Origin of the sequence: Streptomyces sp. BE20, assembly GCF_036322525.1 — a bacterium.
GTDB lineage: Bacteria > Actinomycetota > Actinomycetes > Streptomycetales > Streptomycetaceae > Kitasatospora.
In genome coordinates, this window is the sequence record NZ_JAQYWW010001203.1 from 127,502 (window position 1) to 143,502 (window position 16,001).

Sequence of the window (16,001 nt, forward strand, 5' to 3'; positions counted from 1 at the left end):
GGTGGTCGCCACCGCCGAGTCGGGCCTGCGGGGTCAGGGGTGGGGGCGCTGGGCGGGGAGGCGGACGGGGGTGGTCGGGGTGCCGCGGCGGGCGAGGTCGGTGAGGGTCTCGAAGAGGATGTCGCCGATCAGGACCGGTTCGCGGGACGGCGACGGGTCCTCCTCGGGAGTGGTCGGTGGGCGCTCGTCTCGAAGCTGGCGAGTTGGCATGGCTCTTCCTGCCGACGGGGTGGCCGTGGAGAGTCCTGCCCGGTCAGCGGGGGCGGGACACCCCGGGAACAGGCGAATCGGCCGGAACTGGCGCAGCGGGGACCGAAACGTGGCCGCGCCGCGCGTGCTTACGGCGGCCGAATACCGGCCGGGGGTATTCTCGGGCGCGTGACGGCAGACGGTGGGCGGGCGCGGGTGCGGGCGGGGGTGCGGCACGGGGCCGTGGCCCGGTCGCTGCTGCTCTGCGCGCTGCTCGCCGGGCTGTTCCTGATGCACGGCTCGCCGACGGCGGCCGGGGGCTGCCACCCGCCGGCCGCGCCCTCGGTGCCGACGGTCGCCGGGCACCACCACGCGCCGGACGCGCCCGACGGGCCGCCCGGGAGCGACCCCCGGGCGGCCGGGCCGCGAACGGCTCACGGGGACGCGCCGCAGGCGGCGTCCTGCGTCACCGCCCGCGACCGGGACGGCGCCGGGCTGCCCGCCTCCCCGCTGTCGGCCGGGGCGGCCGTCGTGCTGATCGCGCTGCGCCCGCCGGACGGGCCGCGCGGGCGGCGGGCCGACGGTCCGCGTGCTCCGCCCGCCGGACGGCGGCTGCTCTCCCAGGTGTGCGTCTCCCGGACCTGACCGGGCCCGCGCCGGGCTCCCCGTCGACGGGGCCCGGGCGCGCCGCGTCCTGCCCGCACACACCGGAAGACACCTCGAACGATGACTCACCACTCCCGTCCGCACGCCCGCCCCCGCGCACGCGCCCTGGCGCTCGCCGCAGGCGCCGCCGCCCTGGCGGTCACGCTGACCGCCTGCGGCTCCGCCGCGACGAGCGGGACCGACCACGGCGGGGCGGCGCACGGCACCACCACGGCCGCCGCCGCCCCCACCGCCGGTACCACCACCACGGCCGCCGCCACCGGCGCCCACCAGAGCCACGGCGTGCCCGCCGTGCCGGAGCCGGCCGCCTCCTCCACCCCCACGACGGCCGCCCCGTCCGCCGAGCGGAACGGCTACCGCCTCACCTCCGACACCGGGACGCTCGCTGCGGGGACCCCCGCCGCGTACCGGTTCGCCGTCACCGCGCCGGACGGCACCCGGCTCACCGCCTACCGGACCGAGCAGACCGAGCGGATGCACTTCTACGCCGTCCGGTCGGACCTGACCGGCTTCCAGCACCTCCACCCCGAGATGGCCGCCGACGGCACCTGGACCACCCCGCTGGCCGCGCTCACCCCCGGCACCTGGCGGACGTACGCCTCGTTCGTCCCGGACAGCGGCCCCGGCAGCGGCAGCGGCCTGGTGCTCAGCCGGACGGTGACCGTCCCCGGCGAGGGCGCCGACGCCGCCGCCGGGCTGCCCGCCGCGACCGGCACCACGACGGTGGACGGGTACACCGTCACGGTCGAGGGCTCCCCGGTCGCGGGCAGGGCGGGCGAGCTGGAGGTGACCTTCGCCAGGGACGGCGCCCCGGTCACCGACCTCCAGCCGTACCTGGAGACCTTCGCCCACCTGACCGCGTTCCGCGCCGGTGACCAGGCCTTCGCCCACCTCCACCCGGAGACGAGGACGGAGGCGAACGGCACCGGCGGCCCGACGCTGACGTTCCACGCCGAGATGCCGGCCGCCGGGGACTGGCGGCTCTTCCTGCAGTTCCGGACCGGCGGGCAGCTGCACACCGCCGGCCTGACCCTCACCGTGGCGTAGCACCGCCGCGGCACCGCACGGCACCACGGCGCCACGGCACCACGGCACCACGACAGCACGGCGCCACCCACCGCACGGCCGGACACCCGGACGCCGGGAGGTCACCGCGACGAGGGCCACATCGGCCCCCGCGCCGGTGACCTCCCGGCACCGGTGGGCGAAGATGGACCGGTGACCACACCGCGCACCGCTCCCCGGCTGATAGCCACCGACCTGGACGGCACCCTGCTCTGCTCGGGCGGAACCGTCACCGAGCGCACCGCCGCCGCCCTGGCAGCCGCGGAGGCGGCCGGGGTCCAGGTGGTGTTCGTGACCGGCCGCCCGCCGCGCTGGATGAAGCAGGTGAGCACGCACATCGGCGGCCACGGGGTGGCGATCTGCTCGAACGGCGGCGCGGTGGTGGACGTGCGGCGCGGCGAGCTGCTGGAGTCGTTCCCGCTGGCGGCCGAGGCCGCGCTCGCCGTGGTCGAGCGGCTGCGGAAGAAGCTCCCGGGCACCGCGTTCGCCTTCGAGTACCCGGCCGGGTTCGCCCGCGAGCCCGGGTACGAGGTCCGGATGTGGGGCCAGGACGAGAACCACCCGATCGGTCCGGCGGAGGAGCTGCTGGGCACGGGCGGGGCGGTGCAGGGGCTGTTCAAGCTGCTCGCCAAGCACCCGGACCTGGACCCGGACAAGCTGCTCGGCGAGGCCCGGGAGGCGGCCGGCCACCTGGCCGAGATCACCCGCTCGGCGCCGATCCCGCTGCTGGAGATCAGTGCGCCCGGCGTCACCAAGGCCAGCACGCTGGCTCGTTGGTGCGCGGCGCGCGGGATCGACCGGAGCGAGGTGGTGGCTTTCGGCGACATGCCGAACGACCTGGAGATGCTCGCCTGGGCCGGCACCGCGTACGCCGTGGCCAACGCCCATCCGCAGGTGCTGGCGGCGGTGCCGCTGCACACCGTGAGCAACGAGCAGGACGGTGTGGCGGCGGTGCTGGAGCAGCTGCTCGACCACCCCCGACGCTGACCCCGGCCCGACCGTCCCCACCGCCGGCCCCGGCCACCGTCACCGTCACCGGTCCACCGTCCCCGGCCCGCCGAGCGGTCGTCCGGGCCCCCGAACGACCGCACCGGCCGGCGGAAGGGACCCGCCGGCCGGTGCACGAGCGACTCCCGCGGGAAGCCCCCCGCAGGGGACTTCCGCAGGGCTCCGGGGGACTACCCGAAGCGCCCGTTGACGTAGTCCGAGGTCCGCTGGTCGCGCGGGTTCTGGAACACCTGCTCGGTCGGACCGGCCTCCACGATCCGGCCGGGCGTGTCGTGGGTGGCCAGGAAGAACGCGCAGGACTGCGAAACCCGCTGCGCCTGCTGCATGTTGTGGGTGACGATCACGATGGTGAGCCGCCCGCGCAGCTCCGCGATGGTCTCCTCGACGCGCCGGGTGGAGGTCGGGTCGAGCGCCGAGCACGGCTCGTCCATCAGCAGGATGTCCGGCGAGACGGCCAGCGACCGTGCGATGCAGAGGCGCTGCTGCTGTCCGCCGGAGAGCGAACCGCCGGGGGTGTGCAGCCGGCTGGCGACCTCGTCCCAGAGGCCGGCCCGGCGCAGGCTCGTCTCCACCAGGTGCTCGCGCTCGTCCCTGGCGACCTTGATGCCGGCCAGCTTCAGCCCGCTGGAGACGTTGTCCTGGATGGACATCGCCGGGAACGGGTTCGGCCGCTGGAACACCATGCCGATCCGGCGGCGGACCTCGGTCGGGCGCCGGCCGGGCCGGTAGACGTCGTCGCCGTCCAGCAGCACCTCGCCGGAGAGCGCGGCGCCGCGGATCATCTCGTGCATCCGGTTGAGGATGCGCAGGTAGGTGGACTTGCCGCAGCCGGACGGGCCGATCAGCGCGGTCACCTCACCGGCCGGCATGGCGAGCGAGACCCGCTCCAGCACCTTGTGGGAGCCGAACCAGGCGGAGACGTCACGGGTCTCCAGCCCGGCCAGCACGGGCTCCTCGCCGTGGGTCTCGTAGTGCGCGTCCTGCGGGTACAGCAGCTGCTGCCCCTCGTACCCGGCGTACGCGCCGGGGCCGGGCGGGACGGCGGGAAGGGTGATCGTGGTCTCGGACGGTCCGGCCCCCGTGGCCTGGCCGGGCGGTACGTCGGTCATCGGTGCATCCGTCATCGGTACGGTCCTCCGGGCGCGCGTCAGTAGAGGTTGGGCAGCAGGGCGGCGGCGTTCTCGTAGACCGCCCAGAGCAGCGCGCCGACCACCGGCGCGAGGCTGAGGTAGGCCGCCGAGCGGTGCCAGTACCGGGCCAGCACGATCGCGGCGACCACCGCGCCGAGCAGGCCGAGCGTCCACAGCTGCAGCGTGGCCAGCGCGCCCTTGTCGGCGGCCAGCGCCTTGTCGTAGGGCACGGTGCGGGGCCGGCCGCCCGGGTTGGCCTGCGGCTCGCCGTCCAGCCGGGCGCCGATCATCACCGTCGATCGCGGGATCCAGTCGGAGTCCCCGGTGACCAGCACCATCCGGTTGCGGGCCGGGTCCGCGATCGGGTGGTCCTCGTCGCCGTACACGTTGACGGTGTAGGTGAACTTGCCCTGCCCGGTGGTGGCTTCGATCTTGTCCCCGACCCGGAGCTTGGTCAGTTCGGCGAACGGCGCCCCGAAGGTCGCGCCGCGGCCGAAGAGCACCGCGACGCCGGTCTGCCCGGGCAGCGCGGTGTCCCGCCGGTGGCCGGGACCGCGCATGAGGTCCCGGCCGGTGGTGCCCTCCACCACGACCACGTGGTGCAGCCCGATCGCCGGGATGTCCAGCAGCGCGACCGGATCGCCGTTCCCGGCCGCGCCGGTCGGGGCGGTGGCCTTGGCCAGCTGGTCCCGGAAGGACTTGTAGGCGGTCGACTGGAAGTGCTTCTCCTGGACGTGCGAGAGGGTGAAGAGGTAGCCGACGAAGCCCAGGGTGAGCGCCGCCAGCAGGCTCACCGCCCAGGCCCCCTGGAGGAACCGGATCCGCCCTGCGGTCCGCCCGGGGCCGGACGGCCCGTCCGGCCCGTCCGGCTTGGGCGCGGTCCCGGGGATGTCCGGCTCGACGGCCGGGGCCGGCGCGGGCTGCGCCGGGGCCGTCGGCTTCTCCAGCGCCGGGGCCGTCATGACCGGCCGCCGTTGTTCGCGCGACGGCGCAGCAGGCGCCGTCCGAGCAGCGGCGGGACGATCACCACGGCGAGCAGTTCGAGCGCGGTGAGGGTGCTCAGCGTCCAGTCCTCGGGGCGGCCGCCGACCTCCACGACGTTGGCCGCGACCTCGGTGGCGGCACCGCCGCGGCCGCGCGCGACCACCTGACCGGTCTGCGGGTCGACGACGTCCTCGGCCGCGGCCTCGCCCTCGGCCGGAGCGCCGTTCGGGTCGGCGGCCGCGGCGGGATCCCCGGGCGCGACCTCGCCCGTGCCGCCGGTGGCCGCCGCACCGCCGGTGGCCGCGGCGCCGCCGGCTGCCGCACCGCCCGCTGCCGCACCGCCCGCGCCGGTGGAGCCGGGTGTCTGGGTGTTGCCGGTCTTGCCGGTGCCTGCCTTGTTGCCGGTGGTCCCGGTGGAGCCGGTGGCTGCCGCGCCGCCGCCGGTCGCCGCCGCGCCGCCCGAGGCGGCGGTGCCACCCGCTGCCGCGCCGCCGCCGGTGGCCGCGGCCCCGCCGGAGCTGCCGCCCGAGCTGCCGGCGCCGCCCGTCGACGGCTTGCCGTCCACGATCTTGCAGTCCAGCGGCTGGCCCTTGGCGTCACAGGCGCTGGGCTGCGGCGCGCTGTCCAGGATGGTCAGCCGGCCGGCGGCGTTGAAGGTCGGGTTGTTGCAGTTGGAGAGGGTGTTGGGGTCGACCGGGCTGGCGTTGCCGGGGATGTGCTGGGCCTGGAGCAGTCCGCCGCGGACCAGGCCGCGCGGGATGGGCGAGTAGCCGAGGTCGTCGGCCTCGCCCTGGCCCTGGCAGAGCACGTAGGAGAGGAACTTGCTCAGTGCGCCGCCCTTGTCGTTGCTGAAACGCGGGAGCGCCTTGAGGGAGTTGGCCCGCGGCACCACCAGGTAGCTGTAGCTGGAGAGCGGGTAGGAGCGGGCGTCCGAGTTGGTGTAGACCTCGTCCAGGTTCTGCTGGAGGTAGTTCGGGTCGTCCGGCGAGGTGTTGTCGTCGACACCGCGGATCTTCGCGGCGGTGAGCGCGATGGCGACGTTGGGGGCGGTCGGCAGGACGTAGTAGCCGGCCGGGTTGAGGACCTTCACCACCGGCCAGTCGCTGCGCTTGGCGAACGCGTACTCGTCGTAGCCGATGGTGCCGTCGCCCGAGCTGGCCTTGATGTAGCCGGCCACCGTGTCCGAGCCGTTCTGGGCCGTCATCCGGCCGGACGGCGGGAAGAACTCGGTGAACTCACCGCAGGAGACCTTGTTGACGGACTTGCAGTACTCCTCCCACTGGGCGGGGAAGGTGTGGCTCATCCACCGGGTGAACTGGGCCGTCGCGCCGGAGCCGTCCGAACGGATCACCGGGGTGATCGGCAGGTTGGGCAGCGTCCTGCCGTAGTCGGCGGTGACCTTCGGGTCGTTCCAGTTGGTGATCTTGCTGGTGAAGATGTCCATGATGGTCTGGGGCGAGAGCCGCAGGTCGCGGACCTGCTTGCCACCGATCTTCAGGTTGTACATCAGCGCCGTACCACCGGCGGTGATCGGGACGTAGGAGTAGCCGTACACCGGGTTCTCCACGCCGCCGCCGCCGCTGCGCAGGACCTCCTCGCTCGCACCGGTGTCGATCTTGGTGCGGAACGGCACGTCGGAGGCGGTGAAGTCGTTCTGGCCGATGGACCACTCCTGGCGGCCGCGGGCCGAGCCGACGGCGCTGAAGTCGATCTGGATGCCCTGGGGCCCGACGTCCTGGCGCCACTGGTCGATCGCCGGGTACGCCCAGCTGGAGCCGCTGGCGGTCAGCGCGACGGCCGCGTGCGCCGGGGTGGCCTGCCCCAGCAGCAGCGAGCCGGCCGCGAGCAGGGTGGACATCAGCACGGCCAACGGGCGTGCCAGGGGGCGGCGTTCGGCCTCCCGCGACATGGGAACTCCTCCGGTACTGAGGGTGGTCAATCGGAACATCAGTGCTCCACGGTGGCGACGACGGGACCGCCGAGGTGGGCGGGGGTGGGCTGCTCCGGCCGGGGGGCCCGAGCGGGTTGGGCGGCGCGGGCGAGCTTGCGCTTCTGGCGCCGGCTCATCTCTCCGGGGCCGCGACCGCCGAGCAGACGCGCGGTGACGAAGAGGATCATCACCACCGCCATCAGGGTCAGACCGGCGGCGAAGGCGCGCGCGGTCATCTCGGGGACCGGCAGCTTGACGTAGCTCCAGATGTAGAGCGGCAGCGAGATCTGCTGCCCCTCCAGGGGGTTGGCGTTGAGGCGCGAGGTGAAACCGGCCGTCAGCAGGACCGGCGAGGTCTCGCCCACCGCGCGCGCCATGCCCAGCACGACGGCGGTCACCAGACCGCGCCGCGCGGTCGGCAGCACGACGTTCCAGACGGTCCGCCACTGGCTGCCGCCGAGCGCGTACGAGGCCTCCCGCAGGGTGCCCGGCACCAGGCGGATGACGACCTCGGCGGCCCGGGTGACGATCGGCATCATCATCACCATCAGCGCCAGGGAGGCCGCGAAACCGCTCTTCTCGAACCCGAAGGTGAGGATGACGACGCCCAGGATGAAGAGGCCCGCGACGATCGACGGCAGCGCCGTCATCGCCTCCACCAGCGTCCGGACCGGACGGGCCAGCCGGCCGCCGATCTCCGACATGAAGACGGCTGCGGCGATGCCCAGCGGAACGGCGAACAGCGTGGCCAGGCCGAGCTGTTCGAGCGAACCGACGACCGCGTGGAGTGCGCCGCCGGAGGTGATCGGGGAGAGCGAGGCCGTGCTCACCATCGTCTCGGTGAAGAAGTTGGTGTGCTGGGCCGCCTCGAACCCCTTCGAGGCGACGTAGCCGATCTGGTCGGCGATCAGCCCGACGACGAACAGGCCGGAGCTCCAGGCGACCACGGCCACCAGTCGCTCACGGACCAGGAGCGGGCCCCACTGCATCCGGCCGAGGAGGAAGTAGCCGACGAGGAAGAGCACGTACCAGCAGAACAGGAAGCCCAGGGCGCCGCTGAACGGGAGCACCCGCTCGTACAGCACCCAGTCCAGTCCCAGCGCGCCGACCAGCGCGCCGGCGATCGTGAAGAAGTCGTCGCGGGTGGTCCCGCCGAGCTTCAGTTTCCGCTCCGGACGCAGGTCCTTCCGGTCCGGTTCGGCGTGCGGCTCGTCCGGCAGGGGCGTCGCGGGTGCCACGGCGGGCGGCCTGTCGAGGGTGGTCATCGGTGCGTCCCTTCACGGCGGAGCGGAAGCGGTCGGCGGGCCCGGCGGCGGGTGCTCCGGCCCGCCCCGGGGTCCTGGTCGGCCGCGGCGCCCTTTCGGGGCGGCCGCCCCCGGTCGGTCGTGCTTCTCTGGTCGGCCACGGCTCAGTCCACCGTCGCCGAGCCGGAACGGGAGCGCGAGATCACGAAGCTCGCCGCCACGTTGACCAGCAGGGTGATCCCGAACAGGACCAGGCCGGCCAGCATCAGCGCGGAGAGAGCCAGCCTGTCCGACTCGCCGAACCGCAGCGCGATCAGCGCGGAGATCGAGTTGCCGCCGTTCTCCAGCACGTGGGTCATGGTCTTGAAGCTCGGCGAGATGATCAGCGCGACGGCGATGGTCTCGCCCATCGCGCGGCCGAAGCCGAGCATCACGGCCCCGATCACACCCCCGCGCCCGAACGGCAGGACCACCGTGCGCACCATCCCCCAGCGGGTGGATCCGAGCGCGTACGCGCCCTCGCGTTCGCCCTGCGGGGCCTGCGAGAACACCTCACGGCTGAGCGAGATGATGATCGGAATGATCATCAGGGAGACCACCACGCCCGCGACGAAGGTCGACGAGGTGTAGGAGGTGGCGATGTCTCCGGTGCGCACCTTGAGGAAGGGGATCACGTCACCGAGGTGGTTGGAGGCCCAGCGCGCGAGCCCGATGATCTGCGGCTGGAGGAAGAACAGCCCCCAGAGCCCGTAGACGATGCTGGGGATCGCCGCCATCAGGTCGACCAGTGAGATCAGCGTCGCGCGCAGCCGCACCGGTGCGTACTCGGAGATGAAGACCGCCGTGGTGATGGCGACCGGAACGGCGATCGCCAGCGCGATCACGGCGATCAGGATGCCGTTCGGCAGAACGGCCGCGATGCCGAAGTTACCGGCCTGGGTCTGCCACTTCTGTTCCGTGAAGAAGTCGAAACCGACCACGCGCAGGGCATCGGCGCCGCGCAGGATCAGGAAGAACGCGATCAGCCCCATGATCACGAAGACCGAGAGGCCCGCGGTCCGCAGCATGCCGCGGAACACCCGGTCGCCGGGCGTGGCGGGGGCGGTGATGGTGCGGGGTACGTCGGGGTCGGGCTGGCGTGGAGCCTCGGCGAACGGTGCCGCGGGCTCGGCGGCGGCTGTCATGGTCTGCTCTCCGGCGCACTCGGTGGGAACTGCTCGGTCCAGGGATCACGGTGGTCGGGGGAGAACGCCGGGCGCGATTCCCCGGGGAAGGGCGCCCGGCGACGGGAAGCGGACTCGGCGGGGCCGGGACGGCGGCCCCGCCGAGTCCTCACCGACCGGGCGGCGTCAGGGGCTGCGGCGGATCCGCGCCCAGACCCCGCGGGTGGCGGCGGTCAGCCGCGCGCCGGCCGGGGTACCGCCCAGAACGAGCGCCGCCGGGCCGCCGACCAGCAGCACCAGGCCGGCGATCAGGGCGATCGGCAGCAGCAGCCGGGCACTGCCCGAGCGGTCCGCCGACGGCGAACCGGCCGCCACCGGCGCCGCCGCGAGCGGCCCGCTGTTCTGGCTCGGTGCGGCGCTCGGCGCCGGCTTGGCGGCGGCCGGTGCGGTCGCCGCCGGAGCGGGCGCGCCGCCCGCCGTTGCGCCGGAACCGCCGGTGGCCGAGCCGCCGACGCCTCCCGACGTGCCGGAGCTCCCCGACGTGCCGGAGCCGCCGGACGTGCCCGAGGTGCCGGACGTGCCCGACGAACCGGAGGACGAGGCGCTGCCGTCCGTCACCGGCGTACCCGTCGTCCCGGTACTGCCCGTCGTGCCGGTGCCCCCGGTCGTGCCGGTGCCGCCCGTGCCCGAGCTGCCGCCGGTCGAAGTACCACCGGTCGACGTGCCGCCGGTCGTCCCGGCCCCGCCGTCCGTGCCACCGGTCCCGGAGGGGTTCTCCCCGCCGCCCGGTGTGGTCGGCGGCTTCTGGTTGCCCGGCCACTTGCCGTCCTGCGCGGTCACGTGCTGGACCGCGTCCTGGGCCTGCGCCCGCTGCTCCTTGGTCAGCGCGAGGAAGCCCTCGGGCAGCCGGCCCGGCTCGACGCCGTACAGCTGGCCGGTGTCGGTGACGGTCTTGAGGAACGTCCCGATCGCCGCCGCCTTCTCCGCCGGCACACCGCCGGTCGGCACCATCGCGTACTGCACCGTGGTCAGCGGGTACGCCCGCTGGTCACGGGCGTAGGCGCTGTCCGCGGCGCCGTAGGGCAGCAGCTGCGTCCCGGTCGCGGGGTCCACCGGCATGTCCGCGACGGCGGACTGCAGGGTGTCCCGGGACGGCGAGACGAAGGCACCGGCCGCGTTCTTGAGCGAGGCCTCGGGGATCGCGTAGGCCTTCGCCTGGGCGCTGTCCAGGATCGCGAACAGCATCCGCTCGCCGATCACCTGCGGGTAGAACGACGGGTGGTTGCCCTGGGCGTCCGGGTTGGCCTGCTTGGCCGTCACCTGGCCCTGCTGGATGAACCGCAGCACCTGGTTGAGGCTGGTCTGCAGCGGGTTCCACTCGAACTGCTTCCAGTGCTTCACGTGATCCGGCAGCGGCGTGCCTCCGGGCGTCTCCACCCCGCCGCTGTCGTCCTCCCGGACCAGCTGGTCGGTCGGGTAGCCGCCGAACTCGGGCCGCATGTAGCGCGTGTTGACCCGGGTGCCCCAGGGGTCCTGCTCGCCCTCCAGGAACCGCGCCGCCTCCGGGTCGCTCGCGATCCAAGAGGTCAGCTGGTAGGTCAGGTCGGTCGAGGTGCCCAGCACGATCGGCAGGGACTTCTCCGGGCCGCCGCCGCACTCGGGCCAGGCGAGGCCGCTCGTCGGGGGCAGCGGGTTCAGCGAGCGGAACTCCTCGTCGGCGAAGATGCAGTTCGGGTTGTTGCCGACCGTGGGCATCTCGATCCCGGGGGCCCGGTAGCTCTGGGTCAGCAGCTTCGCGACCAGCCGGGCGTTGAGCTTCATGTCCCGGATCTGCCGACCGGTCGGCGAGTCGACCAGGAAGGCCACCGAGATCCCGGTCGTCGCCAGCGGCGCGTAGACGTACGGCCGCGTCGGCGGATCCCGGTCAGGGATCGCGGTGAGGCCGACGTCGCGGGTCCCCCGCAGGAACGACTGCCGGGCCTGCGGCTCGCCGCCACCGGAGGAGTACTGGACGGTCAGCGGGGTCTTGCCGAGGCACAGCCCCGTGATCCACTGCTGCATGGCGCGGTTGAGCATCTCAAGGCCGGACACCACGAAGTCGTTGGCCCGGACGCCGCAGTCCTCGGGAGTGGCGTTGAAGGTGAGCGGGATGACGACCCGGTTGGCCCACGCGCACTGCTCGTTGCCGTTCATCCCCGTGAACGGGTTCTCGTACCCGGTCATGATCACGTCGGTGGCCGTGTAGAAGATCGCCCCGTCGTTGTCGATCGTGTGGTCGGCGCAGTCCGGCTGGCCGTTCCGCATCCCGTAGAGGTCCAGCGGATCGCCGCCGTAGTTGGCCTCGACCACGATCGAGCAGGGGTGGGCGGCGTCGCAGCCGAGCGAGGGGCTCAACCGCGAGGACCGCACCTCGATCGGCGCCGTACCGGAGCCGTCCGCCCCGGTGACCGCGATCGCCATGTTGCTCGGCAGGTCGGGGGCGGTGGTGCCCTGGGGGGGGTACTTCTGCTCGAAGCCGGCCGCCGGGTCGGCACCGAACATGGTGCTGCCGTAGCAGTCCATGACCTTCGGGTCGGTCCCGCGGCACTGGTAGATCCGGACCGGGTACATCACCTGGTCGGAGTTCTGCTGCACGGCCGTGGCCTGTTCCCCGGTCCTCAGCACGCTCGGCGTGAAACCGCTCCAGGAGACCTGGATCACCTGGTCGGTGAGGCTCTCCGTCTGCGAGACGGTGACGCTCCCGTTGGAACCGTACGTTCCCGTACCCGGCTCCGCGCCCGGTATCCAGACCTTCGGCCCGGTCACCGTCTTCGCCGAGGCCGCCAGGGCCTGCGGGGCGGTGCCGAGCCCGATCGGCACCGTCACCAGGGCACCCACCACGGCGAGGACGAGTGTGAGCGAGGGTAGTCGCCGGCGCCACCGCCCTCTTTCTCTCGGGTCGGGTACGCGGATTCTCATGGCGGGTACCTCCGGGAATCGCGAGCCGCACACGAGGGCGGCACGAGGGAATGGTCGCGTTGAGGGGTGACGGCTCCGGTTGCCTACTATTCGGCCATCCGGACATGGCCGGATCAGGTCGACCGGATGTACGAGAACACAACGCGACGACTCCGTACCGGAGTTGGGAACTCCGCATACGAGCGGGCCCGCGCCGGAGCGCGGGCCCGTCATGGTGCGGCGATCACTGACGGGCCGCGGTTCAGCTGCCCTGAGTGAACGTCAGGGCGAAGGTCCCGACCGACTGGCCGGCCTTGAAGAAGCTGGTCTTGAGCTTGGAGTCCAGGTACTCCGCGCCGGCGGCGTCCAGCTGGAGGTCGGAGGTGTTGAGCGTCTGGACGGCGCCGTTGCGACCGATCTGGCTGTCGCCGGCCGGGTCCAGCAGGACGACGGGCGCGGTGCCGCCGACCGGCACGCCGGAGATCTGCCAGGAGTCGACACTGAAGTGGAGCTGCTTGAAGGTGGCGCTCTTGCCGGTGAAGACGTTGATGAAGAGCAGGCCGCCACCGAGGTCGATGTCGCCGTAGTAGCCGGAGAGGTTCGCCGAACCGCCGGTCACCGGGAAGGTGGTGGAGATGCCCGTGGTGCTGTCGTACGACGGGGCGGCGGTCGGCAGCGGGATGACGACGATGCCGTTGAGCGCCTGGTCCTTCAGGAAGGTGGTGCTGGAGTTGACCACCGCGCTGCCGGTGGACGGCGTGCTCGCCGGGGCCGTGTCGGCGACGGCCGCACCACTCATGCCGGTGACGGCGAGGACGACGGCGGTACCAGTGGCGGCGAGACGGGCGCGGGTACGGGACATGCTGGACTCCTAAGGAGAGGTGAAAGGTTGTGCTGGGTGGAGCAGACGACCAGGAGGTCGCCTCGTCGGCACCGGCCCCGCACTGCCCGGCGGGGTCGGCGGCCGAAGATCTGGCCCGGGAACGGCGCCGCGGCCCGGCTGCGGGCCCGGCGGCCGGTGCGCCCGGCGCGGCCGGAAGCCGGTCAGGAGAGGGTGCCGCAGAGGCCGGCGGGCAGCGGGAGGAAGCCGTGGGTCTTGATGTCGGTCACCGCGGTCGCGTTCCCGCAGATCCAGCCGGTGGTCCCGAGGAAGTTCCGTAGGGCGGTGCCCTGGGGGGTGGTCGCGACGTAGGCGGCCTGCCGGACCACGTCGTGCACCAGCCCCCCGTAGAGCGACCCGGCGAACGGCGCGTTGATCGCGGTGGTCGTGGTGTCGACCGGCGGGATCCCGTTCACCGCGCGGACGGTCAGCGAGCCCGGCGCGTCGCCCGGGAGGCTGCGGCCGAAGTACACCTGGCCGATGTAGTGGCCGACCGAGTAGGGGAACACCGCGTCCGGGTCGTTGAGCAGCGGGTGGAGGCCCTGGTTCTCGACCGGGGTGGTCGTGACACACCCGCCCGGGATCACCGAGGTGCCTCCGCCGACGGCCCTCAGGAAGCGCAGCCGGGTGCCGGAGTCGGCCGGCGGCAGGAAGGGCTTGATGACGGCGTTCGGCAGCAACGGGTTGATCTGCTGCCAGTTGGTGAAGGTGCACTCGTAGATGCCCTTCAGCTCGGTCGAGGTCAGACCCACCGGCGCGTTGCCGCCCGACGTGGCCGCCCAGGAGACCGCGTCCTTGGCCAGGGCCACGAAGCTGTTGGTCGTGGGGTCGGAGGGCAGCCGGCCCCGGTCCGACCTGACGAAGTCGACCCCGTTGGGGTTCGCCTGGAGCGCGACCAGACCGTTCTGGAGTCCGAGGGGCCGGGAGGCGGCGGGGAGGCCCGTCTTCAGCGTGATGATCGGCGTTCCGACGGCGTCGAAGCTGTACGCCCGCGGCGCGGTCACGTTGCCCAGGGACGTCAGGTAGGCGTTGTAGTCGGCGGTCAGCTGGTTGAGCAGCGGGGCGGTGGTCTGCGAGCCGACGCCGACGATGGAGTTCGGTGCGGGGACGACTCCCCCGGGCGGGTCCGCGGCGGCGGAGCCGCTCCCCAGGCCAGCCAGTGAGGCGGTGACCGCCGTGACGGCGAGCAGCTTGCCCAAGACTGTGCGCATCGTTCCCCTGCTCCCTGTGCGGCGGTCGTCCGGTGGGGCCGGCGGCCACGGGCGCGAGGCCCGTGACCGCCGGGTGGTGCACTCGGTGCGGATCGTGCGGGTGGCGCGGTGGATCAGATGTGGGTGGTGGAGCCGCAGGCGCCGTTCGGGAGGGCCAGGAAGCCGTAGTCCTTGATGATCGCGGAACCGGCACCACCGTTGGTGCAGATCCAGCCGCCGACACCGAAGATGGCGCGCAGCGCGACACCGTGGGCGTCGGTCGCGGTCCACTCGGCCTCGCGGACCACGTTGTAGATCACGCGGCCGTAGGCGGTGGCGGCGAAGGAGGAGTTGATGACCTTCGGGGTGGCGGTGCTGACCGGCACGATGCTGTTGATGTCACGGATGGTCAGCGGGCCCTGGGCGTCGCTGCCCGAGGCGTGGCCGTTGAAGACCTGGCCGATGTAGTGGGCGACGGAGTAGGGAACGACCGCGTTGGCGTCGTTCAGGACCGGGTCGGTGCCCTGGTTCTCCTGGACGAGCGGGTTGGCCGTGACGCAGGCGCCCGGGACGACGGCGGTGGCGCCGCCGATGGCCTTCAGGAAGAAGGACCGGGTGCCGGAGTTGGTCTGCGGCAGGAAGGGCTTGATGGTGGCGTTCGGCAGGGTCGCGCTGATCTGCGTCCAGTTGGTGATGGTGCACTCGTAGATGCCCTTGAGCTGGGCGGTGGTCAGGTTGGACGGCGCGTTGCCGCCCGACTTGGCCGCCCAGGAGACCGCGTCCTTGCCCAGGGTGACGAAGATGTCGGTGGCCGGGTCGCCGAGCTGCGGGCCACGCGAGGAGCGGGCGAAGTCGACCGTGGTGCTGGTGTTGGTGTTCAGCGCGTTGATGCCGGCGCCGGAGCCGTTCGGGCGGGCGATCGAGGTCGCACCGGTCTTGGTGGTGATCGGCGAGGAGCCGGTCGCGTCCCAGCTGTAGAGGCGCGGCAGGGTGCTGCCGGCCGGCAGGGAGGCGTTGTAGCCGACCGAGAGGCCGTTCAGGACGGCCTGGGTGGTGTCCGAGCCGACGCCCACGATGTCCTGGGCGAGCGGCAGGGTCGGCAGCGTCGACGGGTCGGCGACGGCGGTGCCGCTCGCGACGGTGACGACCGAGGTCGCGATGGCGGCGGCGGCGAGCAGCTTGGCAGCGGTCTTGCGCATGTTCCGGTTCCTCCGGTGGGAGAGACGTACATCGCTTGCCCGGGTACTGGTTGTCAGTCCCGGGGCCGGGTGACCGCGTCCGCGGCGGCCTCTCCGGCAGTGCCGATCCTGTCGGTCGGCGCGGTTCCGTCGGAAGGGTGGTCAGTGACCCGGGGGGATTGTCGATATCTCGGTTCGGAGAGGTTTAGCGACTGGTCAGGATGGTCGAGCAGGGTGGTAAATCCGCAGGTGGGAGGCCGGTTACGTTCTTCTCCAGGTGGCGACTCGGGGGTTTGCCGGAAACCTGCGCTTCACCGGAAAAGGGGGGAAGGGGAGAGGTGGGGCGAGCGGGAACGGGCACGGGACCGCGACGAGCAGGAAGAACGGGCCGCACCGGCGAACGGGCCGCCGGGATGAGCACGGGCGCAGCTCCGCAG

At 73.0% G+C, this 16,001-nt stretch carries 13 protein-coding genes; 3 read left to right on the forward strand and 10 right to left on the reverse strand.

Features of this window, described 5'->3' with window-relative positions; genetic code table 11:
• Positions 1–33: 33 nt before the first annotated feature.
• Positions 34–210 carry a hypothetical protein gene (locus PUR61_RS39220; RefSeq protein WP_329884706.1) on the reverse strand — a complete coding sequence of 59 codons (177 nt, stop codon included), beginning with the start codon at positions 208–210 and terminating at the stop codon, positions 34–36.
• 168 nt (positions 211–378) lie between these two features.
• Between PUR61_RS39220 and PUR61_RS39225 the strand changes: the two genes are divergently transcribed.
• The 3 genes from PUR61_RS39225 (at position 379) to PUR61_RS39235 (ending at position 2,907) form a co-directional block, all read left to right on the forward strand.
• Positions 379–834, forward strand: coding sequence for a hypothetical protein (locus PUR61_RS39225; RefSeq protein WP_329884707.1), 456 nt, complete (start codon positions 379–381; stop codon positions 832–834).
• Positions 835–915: 81 nt separating this feature from the next.
• Positions 916–1,902, forward strand: a complete 987-nt coding sequence (locus PUR61_RS39230; RefSeq protein ID WP_329884708.1) for a hypothetical protein — start codon at positions 916–918, stop codon at positions 1,900–1,902.
• Positions 1,903–2,073: 171 nt separating this feature from the next.
• Positions 2,074–2,907, forward strand: a complete 834-nt coding sequence (locus tag PUR61_RS39235; protein WP_329884709.1) for an HAD family hydrolase — start codon at positions 2,074–2,076, stop codon at positions 2,905–2,907.
• A gap of 191 nt (positions 2,908–3,098) precedes the next feature.
• Here the strand turns inward: PUR61_RS39235 and PUR61_RS39240 are convergent, their stop codons facing one another.
• The 9 genes from PUR61_RS39240 to PUR61_RS39280 form a co-directional block, all read right to left on the reverse strand.
• Positions 3,099–3,875 carry a phosphate ABC transporter ATP-binding protein gene (locus PUR61_RS39240; protein ID WP_329884993.1) on the reverse strand — a complete coding sequence of 259 codons (777 nt, stop codon included), beginning with the start codon at positions 3,873–3,875 and terminating at the stop codon, positions 3,099–3,101.
• Positions 3,876–4,075: 200 nt separating this feature from the next.
• Entirely contained in the window at positions 4,076–5,020 is a 945-nt protein-coding gene (locus PUR61_RS39245; protein WP_329884710.1) for a class E sortase, read from the reverse strand.
• Positions 5,017–6,951, reverse strand: a complete 1,935-nt coding sequence (locus tag PUR61_RS39250) for a phosphate ABC transporter substrate-binding protein PstS (protein WP_329884711.1) — start codon at positions 6,949–6,951, stop codon at positions 5,017–5,019. The genes PUR61_RS39245 and PUR61_RS39250 overlap by 4 nt, the downstream gene beginning before the upstream one ends.
• A gap of 38 nt (positions 6,952–6,989) precedes the next feature.
• The gene (pstA, locus tag PUR61_RS39255) at positions 6,990–8,237 is read right to left on the reverse strand and encodes a phosphate ABC transporter permease PstA (protein ID WP_329884712.1); all 1,248 of its coding nucleotides are present in this window, start codon (positions 8,235–8,237) and stop codon (positions 6,990–6,992) included.
• A 143-nt stretch (positions 8,238–8,380) separates the two neighbouring features.
• A complete protein-coding gene (gene pstC, locus PUR61_RS39260; protein WP_329884713.1) occupies positions 8,381–9,400 on the reverse strand; it encodes a phosphate ABC transporter permease subunit PstC in 1,020 nt (339 codons plus the stop codon).
• A gap of 165 nt (positions 9,401–9,565) precedes the next feature.
• A complete protein-coding gene (locus PUR61_RS39265) occupies positions 9,566–12,244 on the reverse strand; it encodes a hypothetical protein (RefSeq protein WP_329884714.1) in 2,679 nt (892 codons plus the stop codon).
• A 334-nt stretch (positions 12,245–12,578) separates the two neighbouring features.
• On the reverse strand, positions 12,579–13,178 hold the full coding sequence (locus PUR61_RS39270) for a hypothetical protein (RefSeq protein ID WP_329884715.1): 600 nt from the start codon (positions 13,176–13,178) through the stop codon (positions 12,579–12,581).
• Between the two features lie 182 nt (positions 13,179–13,360).
• Positions 13,361–14,407 (reverse strand): substrate-binding domain-containing protein, encoded by a 1,047-nt coding sequence (locus PUR61_RS39275; protein WP_329884716.1) that lies wholly within the window; start codon positions 14,405–14,407, stop codon positions 13,361–13,363.
• A gap of 113 nt (positions 14,408–14,520) precedes the next feature.
• Positions 14,521–15,585: a PstS family phosphate ABC transporter substrate-binding protein gene (locus PUR61_RS39280; RefSeq protein ID WP_329884717.1), complete on the reverse strand. Its 1,065-nt coding sequence runs from the start codon at positions 15,583–15,585 to the stop codon at positions 14,521–14,523.
• Positions 15,586–16,001 lie beyond the last annotated feature (416 nt).